13 protein-coding genes are annotated in these 17,366 nt (G+C 66.1%); 6 read left to right on the top strand and 7 right to left on the bottom strand.

Annotated elements, in window-relative coordinates:
• Positions 1-232: 232 nt before the first annotated feature.
• Positions 233-787, bottom strand: coding sequence for a bifunctional adenosylcobinamide kinase/adenosylcobinamide-phosphate guanylyltransferase (gene cobU, locus THSYN_RS14090; RefSeq protein WP_236848901.1), 555 nt, complete (start codon positions 785-787; stop codon positions 233-235).
• A complete protein-coding gene (gene cobO, locus THSYN_RS14085) occupies positions 784-1,389 on the bottom strand; it encodes a cob(I)yrinic acid a,c-diamide adenosyltransferase (protein WP_100919697.1) in 606 nt (201 codons plus the stop codon). Before cobO ends, cobU begins: the two co-directional genes overlap by 4 nt.
• A gap of 483 nt (positions 1,390-1,872) precedes the next feature.
• Here cobO and THSYN_RS14080 point away from each other — a divergent pair, with 483 nt between their 5' ends.
• From THSYN_RS14080 to THSYN_RS13995, 5 genes are all read left to right on the top strand, one after another.
• Entirely contained in the window at positions 1,873-2,526 is a 654-nt protein-coding gene (locus THSYN_RS14080) for an OmpA family protein (RefSeq protein ID WP_100919696.1), read from the top strand.
• Positions 2,527-2,955: 429 nt separating this feature from the next.
• The gene (locus THSYN_RS14075; RefSeq protein ID WP_100919695.1) at positions 2,956-4,380 is read left to right on the top strand and encodes a sensor domain-containing diguanylate cyclase; all 1,425 of its coding nucleotides are present in this window, start codon (positions 2,956-2,958) and stop codon (positions 4,378-4,380) included.
• A 186-nt stretch (positions 4,381-4,566) separates the two neighbouring features.
• Complete coding sequence (locus THSYN_RS14070; RefSeq protein ID WP_100919694.1) at positions 4,567-5,538, top strand: Rpn family recombination-promoting nuclease/putative transposase; 972 nt, start codon at positions 4,567-4,569, stop codon at positions 5,536-5,538.
• A gap of 504 nt (positions 5,539-6,042) precedes the next feature.
• Positions 6,043-12,183, top strand: a complete 6,141-nt coding sequence (locus THSYN_RS35310) for a thrombospondin type 3 repeat-containing protein (RefSeq protein WP_216644761.1) — start codon at positions 6,043-6,045, stop codon at positions 12,181-12,183.
• 98 nt (positions 12,184-12,281) lie between these two features.
• On the top strand, positions 12,282-12,878 hold the full coding sequence (locus tag THSYN_RS13995; RefSeq protein ID WP_100919693.1) for a hypothetical protein: 597 nt from the start codon (positions 12,282-12,284) through the stop codon (positions 12,876-12,878).
• Positions 12,879-12,979: 101 nt separating this feature from the next.
• Here the strand turns inward: THSYN_RS13995 and THSYN_RS13990 are convergent, their stop codons facing one another.
• The gene (locus THSYN_RS13990; protein ID WP_100919692.1) at positions 12,980-13,546 is read right to left on the bottom strand and encodes a helix-turn-helix domain-containing protein; all 567 of its coding nucleotides are present in this window, start codon (positions 13,544-13,546) and stop codon (positions 12,980-12,982) included.
• A gap of 117 nt (positions 13,547-13,663) precedes the next feature.
• Here THSYN_RS13990 and THSYN_RS13985 point away from each other — a divergent pair, with 117 nt between their 5' ends.
• Entirely contained in the window at positions 13,664-14,005 is a 342-nt protein-coding gene (locus THSYN_RS13985) for a helix-turn-helix domain-containing protein (protein WP_100919691.1), read from the top strand.
• Positions 14,006-14,035: 30 nt separating this feature from the next.
• On the opposite strand, the gene THSYN_RS13980 is transcribed toward THSYN_RS13985, so the two are convergent.
• The 4 genes from THSYN_RS13980 to THSYN_RS13965 all read right to left on the bottom strand — a co-directional run bounded on the left by THSYN_RS13980 (position 14,036) and on the right by THSYN_RS13965 (position 17,320).
• Entirely contained in the window at positions 14,036-14,956 is a 921-nt protein-coding gene (locus THSYN_RS13980) for a 5'-nucleotidase (RefSeq protein ID WP_100919690.1), read from the bottom strand.
• A gap of 28 nt (positions 14,957-14,984) precedes the next feature.
• Positions 14,985-15,539, bottom strand: coding sequence for a hypothetical protein (locus tag THSYN_RS13975; RefSeq protein ID WP_236848900.1), 555 nt, complete (start codon positions 15,537-15,539; stop codon positions 14,985-14,987).
• 316 nt (positions 15,540-15,855) lie between these two features.
• Positions 15,856-16,488: a nucleotide-binding protein gene (locus tag THSYN_RS13970; RefSeq protein ID WP_100919689.1), complete on the bottom strand. Its 633-nt coding sequence runs from the start codon at positions 16,486-16,488 to the stop codon at positions 15,856-15,858.
• 25 nt (positions 16,489-16,513) lie between these two features.
• Entirely contained in the window at positions 16,514-17,320 is an 807-nt protein-coding gene (locus THSYN_RS13965; protein ID WP_172965281.1) for a hypothetical protein, read from the bottom strand.
• Positions 17,321-17,366: the final 46 nt, after the last annotated feature.

Below are 17,366 nucleotides of genomic sequence, written 5' to 3'. Positions count from 1 at the left end.
GTTCGGGGTTCGGGGTTCGGAGTTCGGAGTTCGGAGTTCGGAGTTCGGAGTTCGGAGTTCGGAACGGTTCGCCAATCACCCAAAAAGTCAATTAGGGAATGCCGTCGGCGCCGTTGTCGTAATCGAGGTTACGATACCCGCGAGGATTCTTTCGCACCTCGTCGTTTCGCCGTCCGGGCTTTGCAAGCATCGCAACGATTGTGTTGTGTTTAGCTTGTACTTGGCTGATTACTCAGTTGGGTAATGCGATCGGTGCCGGCCCCTTCAGGACCAGCGGCAGGCCGGCGACTACCAGGATGACCTGGTCGCAGCGTTCGGCCAGCGCCTGGTGCAGGCCGCCGGCCAGGTCGCAGTAGCGCCGCGACAGTTCCCCCAGCGGGGTTACGCCCATGTTGGTCTCATTGCCGACCAGGATCACCCGCCCCGGGCTGCGCTCCACGACCCCGAGCAGGGCCTCGAACGCGTGCTCGATCCGCTCCGGTGTCTCATCCACCAAGAGGTTGGTAATCCACAGGGTCAGGCACTCGACCAGGACGCAACGCCCCGGGGCAGCCGCCGCCGCCAGCGCCGCGGCCAGGGCCAGGGGTTCCTCCACCAGGTCCCAAGCGGCAGGACGGCGGCGCTGGTGGTCCGCGATCCGGCGCGCCATCTCCCCGTCCGCGCCCCGAGCGGTGGCGATATAGGTGACGGGAAGGGCCGCGACCCGGGCCAGCCCCTCGGCGAACCGGCTCTTGCCGGAGCGCACCCCGCCCAGGACCAGAGTGCGCGGCGCCACGGTTGGATTCACAGCTCGACGCCCTTCTGGGCCTTGACCCCGGCGTCGAAGGCGTGCTTGATGGGGCGCATCTCGGTCACGGTATCGGCGATCTCGATCAGCGCCGCCGGGGCGCCGCGCCCGGTCACCACCACGTGCTGGTGGGCGGGGCGACCCTCGAGCGCCTCCAGCACCCGGTCCAGGGGCACCAGACCCAGCTTCAGCGCGATGTTGAGTTCATCCAGGACCACCAGTTGGAAGGCGGGATCGGCCAGCAACTCCGCCGCCTGACCCCAGGCGGCGAGGGCGGCGCGTCGATCCAGGTCCGGGTCCTGGGTCTCCCAGGTGAAGCCCTCCCCCATCACATGGTATGCGAGTTCGGGGAAGCGCCGGAAGAAGGCCTCCTCACCGGTGGCATGACTACCTTTGATAAACTGGACCACGCCCACCTTCATACCGTGGCCGAGCGCCCGCGCCACCATCCCGAAGGCAGCGGAACTCTTACCCTTGCCGTTGCCGGTGTTGACCACCAGCACCCCGCGCTCCAGCGTGGCGCCGGCCACCCGCGCGTCCACGATCTCCTTCTGACGCTGCATGCGTCGGCGGTGGCGTTCCCGGGCCGCGTCGTCGGTCATCGGGGACCGCCGGCCAAGGGGCGCACGGCCAGAGGCAGACGGGTATCCAGCTCCCGGGGCAGCGGGATGCAAATGCGGATGGGTGAATCGGTGTCAGCGGTCATAGCGGAGACTTGATGGCGGGATGCGGTGGTGAGGCGGCGGCCGGGGTCGTTCGACTGAGGGCTTGCCGCGGATTGCCGCCCATTGTAGGGGTTCGGCAGGGAAGCAACCACCCGGCCAACCGCGCGCCGACGCAGCCAGCCAGGAGAGAATATCCGAGGGTCCGACCGCGACGTTTATCGATGCCGCCGCGCGCCGGGTCCCGTAGACTAGCCGCCAACCGGATCCGCGGCCACCTGCGCCACGCCGCCGCCCGCCGGGGGCGGCCGGCGGGGCGCCGCGGCCCGCCCCGGTCGGCATCCATCCAAGCCTCCCGGGCCGGACCCCAGCGCACCCTTTACCGCCATCGTCCGCGACCCGCGGGTCGCCTCAGGAGTTCCCATGTCAGACCCCATGCCCGACCCCATGCCGGTCCCCTCGGCGACCAGCCGGATGCTCGCCCGCCTGCTCCCCTTCGGCCTGGTCCTGCTCTTTGGCGCCGGCGTCCTGCTCGTCTATGTCGTCAACCCACCGCACCTGGCGCCACGCGCGCCGACCGCCGCCAAGTCCCTGGCGCCGGCGCCGAGCCCCGCCGCGGAACTTGCCGCCGCCCGGCAGCGCATTGCAGACCTGGAGCGGACCGTCGCCGGCCTCCAGGCGAAACACCTGGCATATTCAACACTTGGTGCACACTTTACCGGGCAGGGCATCCTCGTCACGCTGGGCGAGCCTGAACTGCAATTCGGCGCCGGCAAGTCCACCCTGCCGAGTCCGCTGCCCGCCGGCCTGACCGCCTTAGCGGCCCTCTTGGCGCAGGAACCCAGTCTCTTGGTCCAGATCGAGGGCTACACGGACAATCGCGGTACGGCCGCGGCTAACCTGACCCTCTCCGCCCAGCGCGCCAAGGCGGTCAAGGCGGCCTTGGTCAAACTCGGCAGTGCCCCGGAGCGCATCCAGTCCCGCGGGATGGGCGTAGCACGCCCGGTCGCCGACAACGGCACCGCGGAAGGACGCGGACGCAACCGGCGCATCGAGGTCTATCTCACCGAACCGTAGGGTGGCTTTTCGTTCGGGCGATCCGCCTCGCACGGTGCGTTCGCCACCTTCCCGGGATAGCCGGGCAGGGTCCGCTTTGCGGGCCGACCCGCGCGTCAACTCCGTCGGCAAAGGGTCCGCTCAGCGGACCCTATCCGGCTCGCCTCCCGCGGGCTGCGGTGGCGCTTGACAGCTTGCCCGCGGTCCGCAAATTTCGTAATCTTCAGTCTTAACGCCTTGATCGCAAAACCCGCGGAGCCACGCGGAGCCGCGAGCCGCGCGACGGCCCCCCCCGCGCAGCGTTACTGCGGCAACCGCGGGGCGCGTCGACTACGCCCGTTGCGACGTGCACGGTGATCGACCCGACGGCACCGCATCCACCTTAAATATTATGGCACCGGGGATTTCGCGCTGGATTCCCCGGTTCTGGGAGCACGAAATGGGAGTGTGATGGACGGGCTCGACAACACCCAAGACCAGCCGATGTCGATCGAACAGGCGCGGCAGCAGACCGAACTGCGGCTGCGGGTCACCGAAGCGCGGTGTCGTCTGCTGGCCGAGAACGCATCGGATGTCATCTGGACCATGTCGCTGGACGGCCGGACCACCTACGTCAGTCCGTCAGTGGAGCGACAGCGCGGATTCACTCCGCAGGAGGCCATGCAGCAGCCACTCGAGGAGATCCTGACGCCCGAGTCTCAGGCGATCACAGTGGACTATTTCTCGCGCTTGGCGGGTCTTCTCCAAGCCGAACTCCCTCTGGAGCGAGCACGCAACGAGCTCGAATATCGCTGCAAGGACGGCTCGACCATCTGGTGCGATGTCCACGTATTGCCGGTTTACTCCGCGGACGGGATTCCGGTGGAATTACTCGGGATGTCGCGGGACATCACCGCCGTGAAACGGGCGCAGAGCGAGGCGAAGCGCAGCGAGGAACGCATCCGCAAGACGCTGCAGCATCTGCCGGTCGGCATCGCGGCGGCGAGCTTGCAGCCGGACCAACGGATTCTTCATCGCAATACCAAGTTCGATCAGCTCTTCGGCTGGACACCGGAGGAGATCCCGACCCACGAGGATTGGTTCGTGCGGGCCTACCCGAACGAAGACTATCGCCGCGCCGTGCTCGACGAATGGAACGCGGCGATCGCACAGGCAGCCGAGCAGCAGGGGCAGGTGACGCCGCACGAATATCGTGTGACAAGCCGGGACGGACGGGTTAAGGATATCATCATCGGCGGTACGGTCATCGACGACCGGCTGATCTGCTCCTTCGTCGACATCAGCGAGCACAAGCGCATCGAGGCAGAGTTGGATCAGGCGCGGAATGCGGCTGAAATGGCGAATAGAGCGCTCCGCAAGGCCAACGCGGAGCTCCAGCGTCTCGCCCTCACGGACCGCCTCACCGGCATTTGGAACCGGGCCTATTTCGAGGAGGCCGTCGCGACCGAGATCGCGCGCGCCGCGCGCGTCAAAGCTCCAGTGTCGCTGCTGATGCTCGATATCGATCACTTCAAGGCGATCAACGACACCTATGGCCATCTCGTCGGTGACCGGATCCTGATCGAGGTTACCCGTCGTCTCGCACACCATCTGCGGGAGGTCGACGTCCTGGCCCGTTGGGGCGGTGAGGAATTCGTGATCCTGATGCCTCACTGCGAGGCGAACGAGGCGCGGGGCGCGGCGGAAAGGCTGCGTGCCCTCGTTGCGGATCGAGCCTTCCCCGCGGTCGGCGCGGTCACCGTGAGTATCGGCGCTGCAGAATACCAGCCTCACGAAAGCGATAATGCCTGGATCAAGCGGACCGACGATGCACTCTACGCGGCCAAGGCCGGGGGCAGAAACCGCGTTTGTCTTTCCGCATGGGAGGCCGGATGACAGTCGCGCACGACAGTCATTGAGTAAACTGTCGTCGGAATCCCTGGGTCACCGCCGCGCAGCCCGCACTGTAGCCTGCCCCTGGTTTCCTGGTCCCTGGTCCCTGGTTTCCTGCTCCCGCCGGGCGCGGTTCCCCCGGGGGACGCGCCCCTTGTCGCACCGGCTTCGCCTGCCTACACTTTAAACATGCGCCATCCCATCGATCCCAAAGTCGACTGCGTCTTCAAGGCCCTGCTGGGGGCCGAGTCCAATCGCGACCTGTTGATCCATTTCCTCAACGCCGTCTTGGGCGCGGACCTGCCGCGGCCGATCGTCGCCGTGGAGATCCAGAACCCCTACAACGAGAAGGAATTCCTGGACGACAAGCTGACCGTCGTCGATGTCAAGGCCCGCGACGCGACCGGGCAGATGTTCCAGGTCGAGGTCCAGCTGCTCAATCACCGCGACCTGCCGGCGCGTATCCTCTACGGCTGGGCGAACCTTTATCGCAGCCAGATCAAGGAGGGTGAGAGCTACCGCAAGCTGCGCCCCACCTACGCCATCTGGCTGCTGGGTCAGACGCTGCTGGCGGATGACCCGGAGTATGCCCACGAGTTCCGGCTGCGCGACCAGCACGGTCGCGTCTTTCTGGACCACGGCGGTATCTGGCTGCTGGAACTGAGCAAGTTCGCCGCCGACACGGTCGAAACCGAGCGGCAGCGCTGGCTGAAATTCTTCAACGAGGCAGAGTGCCTGGACGAGGACGCCCTGCCGGCCTGGATGCAGACCCCAGAGATGAGGCGAGCCATGAACACGCTGAGGGCATTTTCCGAGAAAGAGCACGCCTACCACGCCTACCAGGCGCGGCAGGACTATCTGCGCGAACAGCAGAGCATCCAGCTCGAATTCGAGGACCTGCGCGCGGAGGTCGAGCAGGCGCGGGCGGACGTGGAGCAAGAGCGGGCGGCGAAGGAGCAGGCACGGACGGACGCGGAGCAGGAACGAGCCGCCAAGGAGCAGGCGCAGGCGTACGCGGAGCAGGAGCGGGCGGCGAAGGAGCAGGAGCGGGCCGCTAAGGAGCAAGAGCGGGCTGCCAAGGACGAAGCATTGGCCGAGAACGAGCGGCTGAAGCGCTTGCTCGCGGACCAGCCGGAACCGTCTGGCCCCGGAACGGGGTAGTGATCTCGGCCTGTCGTCACTTTCTGGTTCCGCGGAAAGCCCGGTCGAGCAGGCGCGCGGACACGAAACCCGACCGAGAAACTCTGTTGACGTAAGGCTTGAAATCCGGTAAACAGTCGATTGTCAAGTCCCTCGACCCCATCCTGGTGTGACTCAGACCACACCCAGGCACAGCGGTGCTGAAGGAATGACCGCCGCGCGTGTTCGGACCCTGGGGTGTCTCCCCGCCCGAGCCAAGCGGCAGCCTGTCCCTGGGTCCGATTGCAGCTAAGGAGATCACGCCATGACCGGTCGCTCGCTTGTCCAAACCCTGTGGCACCTGCTCGCGCGGGCGGTGCCGGGTCCCGATGTCCTGCCAAGGGGCGGCTTTACACTTTTTGTTACCCCCCCCCCCCCCCCCCCCCCCCGCGAAGAACGGCGCTTCTGACTGAGGCGTCGACCCGGTCGCCCCATGGGGGCGCGATACCTGACAACGGGGCGTCTGGCGGCCTCGTCCATCGTCGGTTGCGACACCTGACGCATGTCTGGGGCCTCTTGGCCTTCTGTTTCGCTGCGAACCTACTCGCCGATGTGACCCTTTCCCCGGTCGGGAAATGGGGCTCCGGGCGTTACTATGCTGTGGCAGTGGATGGCAACTATGCCTATGCCGCCGCTGGTCTCACCGGGTTGGACATTATCGACATCTCTAATCCTACCGCCCCGGCGCGGGTTGGGGGCTACGACACATCAGGGGCGGCCGGCGGCGTCGCGGTCATCGGGGGCTATGCCTATGTCGCTGACGGATCCTCCGGCCTACAGATCATTGATGTCAGCGACCCCGCCACCCCGGTACGGGTTGGGGGCTACGACACGGTGGGGAGCGCCTATGCGGTCGCCGTGGCCGGACGCTATGCCTACGTCGCGGACTACGACGCCGGTCTGCAGATCATTGATCTGAGCAATCCCGCCGCTCCGGCGCGGGTCGGGGGCTACAACACTGGCGGATACGCCCAAGGCGTTGCGGTTGCGGGAGGCTATGCCTATGTCGCGGACGGTAGCACGGGCCTTCAAGTTATCGCCATCAGCAACCCCGCAGCTCCGGTGCGGGTAGGGCAGCACTACTCTCAGGAATTTTCTTACTACGGTGTCGCGACCATGGGGAGCTATGCCTATGTCGCGGCTGGCAGTGGCGGCCTACTGGTGATCGACATCAGCAACCCGGCCGCACCGGTGCGGGTGGGAAGCTACGACACTGCGGACTCTGCCTCCGACGTCGCAGTCGCCGGGGGCTTTGCCTACGTTTCGGATGGTTACGGTGGTCAGCAGGTAATCGACATCAGTAACCCAGCCGCCCCGGTGCGGGTAGGGGGCTACGATACCGGAGACTTTGCTTCTGGCGTCGCGGTCGTTGGGCGCTATGCCTATACCGCGGCTGCCAGCACTGGCCTGCAGATCAACGACATCAGCAACCCGGCTGCCCCGGTGCGCGTGGGATTCTACAGTATCTCGGGGTTTGCCGAGGGCATTGCCGTCACGGGGGGCTATGCCTATCTCGCGGACGAACGCGCCGGCCTACAGGTGATCGACGTCCGCGACCCCACCGCCCCGGTCAGGGTGGGGCGCTACGACACCACGGGGTCTGCCGTGGGCATTGCGATCGCGGGGGGCTATGCCTATGTGGCGGACAGTTGGTCGGGCCTGCAGGTCATCGACGTCCGCAACCCCGCCGCCCCGGTGCGGACGGGAGGTTATCGCACTGCGGGTAATGCTGTTGGTGTCGTGGTATCAGGGAGCTATGCCTATGTCGCGGACGGTAGCGCTGGTCTTCAGGTGATCGACATCAGTAACCCCGCCGCCCCGGTGCGGACGGGAGGCTACGACACCGTGTATGCCAGGGGCGTCGCCGTTGCTGGCGGCTATGCCTACGTCGCGGACGACACCGCGGGCCTCTTAATCATTGATGTCCGCAACCCCGGCACCCCGGTGCGGGTTGGGGGTTACAACACCGCGGGATACGCCTTTGGCGTCGCGCTTGCGGAGGGCTATGCGTATATCGCGGATGCCACCGCTGGCATGCAGGTGATCGACATCAGAAACCCCTCAGCCCCGGTGCGGGTCGGCAGCTACGATACCGCGGGATCTGCCTGGGACATCGTGGTCATGGGTAACTATGCCTATGTCGCGGACTACACCGCCGGTCTGCACGTCATCGACATCAGAAACCCCGCTGCCCCTGTGCGGGTGGGGGGCTATGACACCGAGGGTTATGGCAGCGATGTTGAGGTCGCGGGGGACTATGCCTACGTCGCAGACTCCCATGGCCGACTGGTGGTCCTGGGTGTCCCAGACCTCGACGCCGATGCCGATGCCGACGCGGACGGCATCCCCGACACCTTCGATAACTGTTCCGCCGTTTCTAATCCCGACCAAGCCAACCACGACACGGACGCCCTGGGCGATGCCTGCGACTCGGACGACGACAACGACGGCGTTGCCGATGCCCAGGATGCCTTCCCCCTCGACCCGGCCGAGTCAGTGGACACGGACAACGATGGGATCGGCAACAACGCCGATCCGGACGACGACAACGATGGCGTAGCCGACGCCCAGGACGCCTTCCCCCTCGACCCCGCCGAGTCGGTCGACACCGACAACGACGCCATCGGCAACAACGCCGACCCTGACGACGACAACGACGGCATTGTCGATGCAGTAGACAATTGTCCGGTTATCTCCAATGCGGAGCAATTGAATACTGATGGCGACAGCCTTGGCAATGCCTGTGACGATGACGACGATGGCGACGGTACCCCGGACGCTGCGGATGCCCTGCCCCTAGACCCGGCCGAAACCCTGGACACCGACGGCGACGGCATCGGCAACAACGCCGACCCCGACGACGACAACGACGGGGTTCCGGACGTCGCGGATCAGTGCCCCGGGGCGCATGACACGCTCGACATCGACCGCGACCAGATTCCGGACTGCAAGGACCCCAAGACCTTGACCACGATTGGGCAGTGGGGCTCGGGTCTTTACCACTCGATCGCGCTGGAAGGGAACTATGCCTACGCTGCCGCAGGCCGCACGGGTTTGGACATTTTCGACGTTCGAGACCCAGGGTCCCCCATGCGGATAGGGCTTTACGACACCGGGGGAAACGCCACGGGCGTGGCAGTCGCGGGGGGCTATGCCTACGTTGCCGATGGCTTGTCTGGGTTGCAGGTCATTGATGTCCGGAATCCTGCTGCGCCGGTGCGGGTAGGCGGCTACTACACCTCGAGGGAAGCCCTCGGCGTGGCAGTCGTTGGGGGCTATGCCTACGTTGCGTGCTTGTCTGCGGGCTTGCAGATCATTGATGTCCGTAATCCCGCTGCGCCGGTGTTGATTGGTCGCTACGACACGGCCGGCCTTGCCCATAACGTGGCGGTTGTGGGCAGCTATGCCTATGTGGCAGACGACGCTGCCGGCCTCCAGGTCATCGATGTCAGCAACCCCGCTGCTCCCGTCTGGGTGGGCGTCTACAATACCGCGGGAATTGCCTATGGTGTCGCGGTCGCGGGGGATTATGCCTATGTTGCGGATGGCTCCGCCGGATTGCAGGTGATCAATATCCGTAATGCCGCCGCTCCGGTATGGGTCGGTGTCTACAATACGGTCGGTCAAGCGGCGGGTGTTGCGTTTGCCGGAGGTTTCGCCTACGTTGCTGACGATGACGCGGGCCTCCAAGTCATCAATGTCGCCAATCCGGCTGCCCCGGCGCGAGTCGGCGGCTATGACACCTCCGGATACGCCTCAGCGGTTGCGGTGGTGGGTGGCTACGCCTATGTTGCAGACGTCTACGCGGGACTGCAGGTCATTGATGTCACCAACACGGCCGCCCCAGTGCGCGCGGGAGGCTATGACCGCTCAGGAGAACCCTATGACGTTACCATCGCTGGAAAGTATGCGTATATCGCGGATGGCGTCGGCGGGCTGCTGATCCTTGATGTCAGCAACCCCGTCGCACCGCTTCCAGTGGGGAGCTACGACACCGCTGGTTATGCCTCCGGCGTCGCGGTCGATGGAAACTATGCCTACGTCGCGGACGACGACGCTGGCTTACAAGTGATCGATGTCCGCAACCCCGCCACGCCGGTCTTGGTGGGTAGCTACAACACGTCGGGCTATGCCTTTGACGTGGCGGTCGTGGGCGGCTATGCCTATGTGGCAGACTACGACGCTGGCCTTCAGGTGATCGATGTCCGCAACCCGGCCGCTCCCGTGCGAGTGGGTGGCTTCAACACATCGGGGACTGCTAACGACGTCGCGATCATGGGGGGTTATGCCTATGTCGCTGACGACAGCTCCGGCCTTCAAATCATCAATGTCAGCAACCCGGCTGCTCCGGTGTGGGTGGGGCGCTACAACACCGATGGCTATGCCTATGCCGTGGCGGTCGCTGGGGGCTATGCCTATGTCGCGGTCTGGGAATCGGACTCGGATGTCGGCCTGCAGGTGGTCGATGTCCGCAATCCGGCCGCCCCGGTGCAGATCGGCGGCTACGAGACCTCGTTGGGGTCTCCCTGGGGCATCGCGGTCTTGGACGGCTATATCTATCTCGTGGGAGACTGCGGCGTGCAGATTATCGACATCCGCAACCCCGCCGCCCCGGTACGCGTGGGCGGCGATGACACCGCGGTCTTTGCCGACAAGGTCGCGGTCGCCGGGGGCTATGTCTATACCACGGACCATGGCAGACTGATGATCCGTGGTATCCCGGGCGCCTACCCCGATGCCGACTTCGACACGATCCCCGATGTGGCCGACAACTGTCCGCTGATCGCCAATGTCGACCAGGCGAACCACGACACGGACGCCCTCGGCGACGCCTGCGACCCCGACGACGACAACGATGGCGTCGCCGACGCCCAGGACGCCTTCCCCCTCGACCCCGCCGAGTCGCTGGACACCGACCACGACGGGATCGGCAATAACGCCGACCTGGACGACGACGGTGACGGCACGCCGGATAGCGCGGACGCCTTCCCGCTGGACGCGAACGAGCAGATCGATAGTGACCATGACGGTATCGGGGACAACGCCGATCCGGACGACGACGGCGACGATGTCGCGGACGGCACCGACAACTGTCCGCTGATCGCTAATCCCAACCAGTCGGACGCGGATGCCGATACCGTCGGCGACGCCTGCGAGCGGCGACTCTATGTCAACGTGGCGGTGGTCGGCGGCACGGGCGACGGCAGCGACTGGGCGAATGCCTACGCGAGCCTGGCGGACGCCTTGGAGACCGCCGACGCCGGTGACGACCTGTGGGTGGCAAAGGGGGTCTACTACCCCGACCAGCGCGGCGGCACTGATACCGACGACCCGGCCGACAGCTTTGTCATCCCCTCCGGCGTGCGGGTCTGGGGCGGCTTCGCCGGTGACGAGACCGCGCTCGTCGGGCGCAACTGGTACCTGAACCGGACGGTGCTGAGCGGCGACCTCCGTCAGGACGACGCCAATGCCGATGGCAACCGCGTGGCCGAGGCTGCCGCTCAGATCCGTGGGGGCAACAGCGCCCATGTGCTGCGGACCCAGGCGGCCGACGGTTACACGGCGCTGGACGGCTTCGTCATCACCGCGGGCGACGCGGCCGGGGAGCACGGCGGCGGCTGGCTGGACACCGGGGGCGGTGCCCCCGTACTCGGGCACCTGCTGTTCCTCGGCAACCGGGCCGACTTGGGCGGCGCCCTGTGGAGCGACGGGGCGCCGCGGATTACCGACAGCGCCTTTGCCGGCAGTGCGGCCCGCCAGGGTGGGGCACTGTACCTTACGGGCGCCGGCGCCACCGCCGTCCATCTGAGCTTTGGGGCCAACAATGCCAGCGACACGGGTGGGGCCTTGGTGGTGGACGGCGGCACGGCCGAGTTTGCCAACGCGGTCCTGTGGGGCGACGGCCCGAACGAGGTCGCCGTCTTGGCCGGGAACGCGACCTTCCGTTACAGCCTGGTCAAGGGGTCCGGCGGCGCGGCCTGGAACGGGAGTGCCGGGGGCGACGGCGGCAACAACCGCGATGCGGACCCGCTCTATCTCGATGCGGCCAAGGGCGATCTGCGCCTGGGCAGTGCCGCATCCGCGGCGGTCAATGCCGGCAGCAATGCCGCCGCCCAGGGGGCCGGGTCGACCACCGACCTGGGCGCCGCCCCGCGCACCCAGCAGGGTACCGTCGATATGGGGGCCTATGAGCAGACCCTGGCGAGTGCGGCCACCGTCCCCGGGACCAACGGCGCCGACACCATCGTAACCCAGCGCAGCAATACCAGCGTCCTGGCCGGGGCCGGGGACGATGTCATCCTGTCCGCACCCGGGCGTCAGGTGATCACCCTGGGTGCCGGTCGTGACGTCGTGGTCTGGCTCTATTACCCCGACAGCGACGTGATCAACGACTTCGAGCTCGGGGTAGACCGGCTGGATCTCCGCGGCGTCCTCGCCGTGGTGGGTTACCCCGGGGCTAACCCACTCGCCGACGGCCGCCTGCTGTGCGACACCGTGACCGGCGGGGCCTATCTGAAGCTCGACAGGGACGGGCCCGGCGGGGGCGCGGCGACCGTTTATGCACTGGTGAAGGGACCGGGGGTCAGGTCGGCGACCCTGTGCGAGCGGGCGAACTTCAACTTCTGATGAGGTTCGCGAAAAGGTCCCCGGGCCCCGCCGGGCCCGGGCGACCGGCCCGCAAGCCGCGCCACCCCATATAGCCCACACAATCGGAGTACAGGCCCATGCGCCCCTTACCACGTCACTGCTTTCCAACCGCCCTGGTACTGGCGGTCATCCTGACCGCCCCGGCCGGGGCCACGGTCCAGAACTATGAACTGAATCTGGGTCCCTATGGATCAGGCGCCTTTGCCTTCGATGATGTCGACATCGTTTGGGGCGCCGATCACGCGGTGGACGGCGGCGTCCTGGCACTGGACAAATTCCTGAACTTTCACTTCAGTTTTGACGGGAGCCTCTTTGCGGTGGCCGATGTGACCGGTCAAGGGGCCTGGTTCTACGGGGACAATGTCGCACTCGAACCGGACCTCTTCGTTGGCTTGGACCTGAGCGGCAGCAAGGACGGCGACAGCATCGACTTTACCCCCGGCTTTGGTCTCAGCCGGGACGATCTGGGGACCTTTCAGGGTGTCGGCGATCTTGGCGGCGACACCGGCCCAATCGCCCTGACGCCGGACAACCTGTACCTCAGCCTGGTGCCGGAGCCGAACCCCTGGCCCCTCGCCCTGCCGGCCTTGGCGTTCGCCTTGCGGGCGCGCGCCCGCCGACGGGCAGGCATGGTGGGGCGGATGCCCGCAGGGCAATCCGCGACTGCGCTATGAGCATAGCGGCGGAACCGCCGGCAGCGCTCCGCCCTACCCGGGCCGCATGACTCCTGATGTCATCGTCGACCCGGGAACGACCGGAGTGCGTCACACTGGCGTCACAGGTTCACGCTGGATGCCGAATTCGCGGGGGTAGCAACATGACGCCCTGGTTTGCTGTCCAGTTCCCGCCGCCGCGCATCGACGCTGCATGTTCGCAGGATCATGATGACCGCGCAGTAGCCTTCTTTCGTCAGCCCGTCGGAGAACTCGAAGGAGCCGAGCGCCGTCCACTCGCAGGCGGTGATCCCGAGGGCCTGGACCAAAACCGCATCGCTCGCCAGATCGCGCAGTCCAACCGGGGCCTTGTAGTCGGACAACACGGCATCACGCGAGTTGTACTTGTCGGCTCGTCGCCGCGTATATCCGTGCGCCTGTTCCTGCACCACGGCGAGCGGATCGCCCTCGTCTTCGCCCTCGGCCTCGCCCTCGCCGAGTAACCAGCCGATGCGGACTTCCAGGGCTTTTGCCAGTTGCTTGAGCTTCTTGAGCGACGGCTCCTTACTGCCGCGCTCCCACTGCCCCGCAAGTCCCGCAGCAGTGCCGAGGAGGGCTGACAGCTCGATTTGGTTGAGCCCGCGCCGTTCGCGGGCGAGACGGAGACGGGTAGTATTGAGTTCGGACATGGGTTTTCAATTTTCACCATTGGCGATTTCATGAGGAAAAGGCTCTTTTGGTATTTTATAATAATCACCGAAAGAGCTTCTTAGGTTGGAGATCACAGCGATCAGAGAGGTTAAATCATGAACAACGCTGAAAAAATACGGCTCATCGGCCGCAACCTGCGCCGGGCGCGCAAGCTTGCGGGTCTGACGCAAACCGAACTCGGGGCGCTGGTCGGGATCGGCCAGAGCTACGTTGGCCAGATCGAGCGTAGCGAGAAGAACGTAACCCTCGAAGTCCTGGTGAAACTATGCACAGCCATCGGCATTGAGGTTGGCGACCTGACGCGGATGGCGCCGACAGCGTCGGACGCACCGCAGAGCGGATGCCCGCATGGCGATCCGCCGAATCTCCTTGAGTCCACGCTCCCACCGGTCCTGCCAACCCAAGGCTGCGCTCCCGGCGCGGCCCGGCGCGGCTGAAGCCGCTCCCACAGTGTCGGTGCGCGACGTTTACGGCGCGGACTGATTCGCAACCCCATGCGGCACATGCCCGGTGGCCACATGCAGCCGGGCCTCGTCGCAGTGGACCTCCTGGTCGTCGAAGAAGATGTCGGCGTCGAAGGCGGCGAGGAAGCTGGCCTTGGAGAGTCCGCCTAGAAACAGGGCCTCGTCAATGCGGATGTCCCAGGCGCGCAGGGTCCGTACCACACGCTCGTGGGAGGGTACGCCGCGGGCGGTCACGAGCGCGGTGCGCAGCGGTGAGGCGTCGGTGGGGAACAGGGCCTGGAGTTGCGCGATGGCGACCAGGAGCCCCTTGAAGGGACCGCCGGGGAGCGGCTCGTAGGCGGATGCACTCTCGCTGGCGTTGAACACGGCCAGTCCCTCCTCCCGATAGAGACGCTCCGCATCGTCGGAGAACAGTACGGCGTCGCCGTCGAAGGCGATGCGCACCTGCCCGTCGTCCGCCGCGCGGTCGGCGGACGCCGCCGGCAGCACGGTGGCGGCGGCACAGCCGGCGCTCAGCGCCAGGCGCACGTCATTGGGGTCGGCGGACAGGAAGAGGTGGGCCCCGAAGGCGGCGATATAGCGGTAGGGGCTGGCGCCGCCGGTGAAGGCGGCACGGGTGATGTCGAGCCCGTGGCGGTGGGCGGAGGTCAACACCCGCAGCCCCGTGTCGGAGCTGTTGCGCGACAGCAGGATCACCTCCACCCGGCCGCGCTCGCCCAGGGTGGCGTTGAGGTTCATCAGCTTGCGGACCAGGGGAAAGGCCACCCCGGGTTCCAGGGTGTCGTTCTCGTGGGCGACCTGGTAGGCGCGGTAGGCATCGACGCCGGCGGTCTCGAAGACGCGATGGGACTCGCTCAAGTCGAACAGGGCGCGCGAGGAGATGGCGACGATGAGACGCACCGCCGGCGGGGCCGCGGGGGTCATGAGCGGCGTTGCTCTCGTCGCGTTCAACCTACCAGGGCATGAAGGAGTTCATGAAGTGCATGGGGCGGCCGATGTTCTGGTTCATGTTCGACATGTCGTCGCGCATGACGGCGGTGTTGTGCGTCATCTCCTGCATCGACCTGTCCATGTTCACGATACTGGCGAGCATGGGCTCCAGGGTCTTCACGTCGCGGGACATGGAATCCACGCTGTTGGACATGTTGCGGACATTGGTGCTGATCTGCCCCATGTTCTCCGAGATGGATTGCATGTTGCTTGCGAGCACCGTCATGTTTGAATCAACGCTGATGGCCAGGTAATGGACGTCCTTGGCCAGGCTGAACACCAGATAAAATCCGTAGGCGGCCAGGATGATGAAGGCGAAGAGCGAGGGATAGACGATCAGTTCCCAGCGCTTGGCGCTGGCCTCGAACGACTGGGACAGGCGGTCGATGGCGAAGGCATTGACCCGGGCCTCGGTCAAATCCGACGGGATGCTGACCGGCCCGCTCACGCCGTCGCCCCCATCGTGAAGCGGTTCGGCAGGGGTCGGCGTGCCATTGGATGTCTCGGGAGCCGCCATGTGTAATCACCGGAAGGGTTCGGAAGTTGCTCGGTCTTAGACCCCGGAGCTTAACAGAAAATCCCCCGGACAAGTCTCCGACGGATAACCGGTAATCCCGGGGGAAACAGTTTTGCCGCAATTGAACGCAAATTAACGCAAATAATCAGAAACATGGTTTTTTCTGCATGTTCGCCGGCCGGGCGACGCCCGCGACGATCCCAACCAGCAGGTCTATTTGCGCTCATTTGCGTTCATTTGCGGCCAAATACTCTTCTTTAGGATAATCCCGTCTACCGACCCGGCGCGCTGGTGCGGGCCTTCCCGCGCGCCGGCCTCAACGCACGAGATCGGCATAGAGCACCGCCGCCAGGCCCAGAAACTCGCGGGCGGCCTTGCCCTTGGACTCCAGTTCAAAGACCGCGAGGCCCTCGCTGAAGGAGCGCCGGAAGACGGTTCGCTGCGACAGGCGCGGCTTGATGAAACGGATGCCGGGGGCCGCGACCAGGGCGGCGGCGGCCTCGTCGGTCTCACGCACCGCGTGATGGGTGTCGCCGCGGTTGATGAAGCCGATGATCTCCGGGGGGCGTTCCCGCGCCACCGTCGCCACCAGGCGGATGAAGCGCTGGACCGACCAGATGTCCGCCTGCGACGGCTGCACCGGCACGACCACCCGATCACACAAGGCGAGCGCCAGGCGCAGGCTGTCCATGTCCGCCGTGCCGGCGTCGATGACGACCTGCTCCACCTCGGTCAGTTGCTCGCGGGTCAGTGCCCGCTTATCAAGGACCTGCAGGGGCGGCGTGTAACCTTCCTCGCGCCGGACCTCGAGCACGTCCGTCAGGGTCGCCTGGGGGTCGATGTCCACCAAGCGGCAGGCGAGCGCCCCCTGCGCCAGCCAGACCCCGAGATTGAATGCGACCGTGCTCTTGCCCGATCCGCCCTTGAGACTGGCCACCAGCGTGATCATGCGGCTTGTCTACCCGATGCAGGTGCTATTGCGCGCCCGGCTTGGGCGCGTCGGCCGGGGTCGGCCCCCCCTGGGGCGGGGCCTTTTTGGTATAGTCGGCCGGGACCGTAAACAGGTCGTCGGGCTGGGGGCCGACGCGGATGGCCTTGAGCTCGCTTACGTAGCCGCCGGGAAACTCCTCGCGTACCGCCAGCTTCAGTTGCGGGTCATACCATTGGAGACTGACCGCCGGCGGCTGGCTGGGCACCGCCGTCGTCATCTGCCACTTCTCGGTCGCGCGGCCGTCGAGGGTTTCATTGCCGAGCAGCGTCAGTTCCATCGTCTGACCATTGGGCAGCACATGCTTCAAGGGCAGGCCCCGCTGCACGTCCAGCCACTGCGTGGCGGTCAGGGTCTGACCCTTGTCGGTCATGGACATCTCCCACTTCACCGCGGGGCGCCCGTTCACGTCCTCGATCCCGACCCGGCGACAGGTCAGCCCCGCCATACCGACGCAGGGATCGCTCTCGGCGGACGGCGCGGCCGGGACGGGCGCCGCGGCCCCCGGGGGGGTGGCGCGCTCCAGATAGCTCTTCTCCGCCGGGAACAGGATCCATTCCTGGCCGCGCTTCTGGTCGGAGATTCGCACCACATCCCGACCCTTCTGGGACATCTCCATGCGGGTGCGCGCGTCGCCGACGAACATCTTGCCCCCGACGACCTGACCGTCCGGGGCGCGCCGCACCATGTCCGCCGCAAACTGGGCCCCTGCCTCATCGGCCCGGGCCGCCCCGGCGGCGACCATCACGGCGCCCAGCAGTGCCGCCGAAACCATGCGCTTGTCGATTTTCATGTCGTCTTTCCTCGTCTGTCTCTAGCAGTCACAACATCGGGATGTC

The sequence above is a fragment of the Candidatus Thiodictyon syntrophicum genome (genome assembly GCF_002813775.1).
Classification (GTDB): domain Bacteria; phylum Pseudomonadota; class Gammaproteobacteria; order Chromatiales; family Chromatiaceae; genus Thiodictyon; species Thiodictyon syntrophicum.
Note: the sequence above shows the minus strand (reverse complement) of the source record. Positions and strands in the feature narration are given on the sequence as shown.

What these genes read in the sequence shown, in the direction of transcription:
- THSYN_RS14075 (WP_100919695.1), top strand. Translation starts at nt 2,956, where the DNA reads ATGGACGGGCTCGACAACACCCAAGACCAGCCGATGTCGATCGAACAG.
- THSYN_RS13995 (WP_100919693.1), top strand. Translation starts at nt 12,282, where the DNA reads ATGCGCCCCTTACCACGTCACTGCTTTCCAACCGCCCTGGTACTGGCG.
- cobO (WP_100919697.1), bottom strand. Translation starts at nt 1,389, where the DNA reads ATGACCGACGACGCGGCCCGGGAACGCCACCGCCGACGCATGCAGCGT.
- THSYN_RS13980 (WP_100919690.1), bottom strand. Translation starts at nt 14,956, where the DNA reads ATGACCCCCGCGGCCCCGCCGGCGGTGCGTCTCATCGTCGCCATCTCC.
- THSYN_RS14080 (WP_100919696.1), top strand. Translation starts at nt 1,873, where the DNA reads ATGTCAGACCCCATGCCCGACCCCATGCCGGTCCCCTCGGCGACCAGC.
- THSYN_RS13985 (WP_100919691.1), top strand. Translation starts at nt 13,664, where the DNA reads ATGAACAACGCTGAAAAAATACGGCTCATCGGCCGCAACCTGCGCCGG.
- THSYN_RS13970 (WP_100919689.1), bottom strand. Translation starts at nt 16,488, where the DNA reads ATGATCACGCTGGTGGCCAGTCTCAAGGGCGGATCGGGCAAGAGCACG.
- THSYN_RS14070 (WP_100919694.1), top strand. Translation starts at nt 4,567, where the DNA reads ATGCGCCATCCCATCGATCCCAAAGTCGACTGCGTCTTCAAGGCCCTG.
- THSYN_RS13965 (WP_172965281.1), bottom strand. Translation starts at nt 17,320, where the DNA reads ATGAAAATCGACAAGCGCATGGTTTCGGCGGCACTGCTGGGCGCCGTG.
- THSYN_RS13975 (WP_236848900.1), bottom strand. Translation starts at nt 15,539, where the DNA reads ATGGCGGCTCCCGAGACATCCAATGGCACGCCGACCCCTGCCGAACCG.
- THSYN_RS13990 (WP_100919692.1), bottom strand. Translation starts at nt 13,546, where the DNA reads ATGTCCGAACTCAATACTACCCGTCTCCGTCTCGCCCGCGAACGGCGC.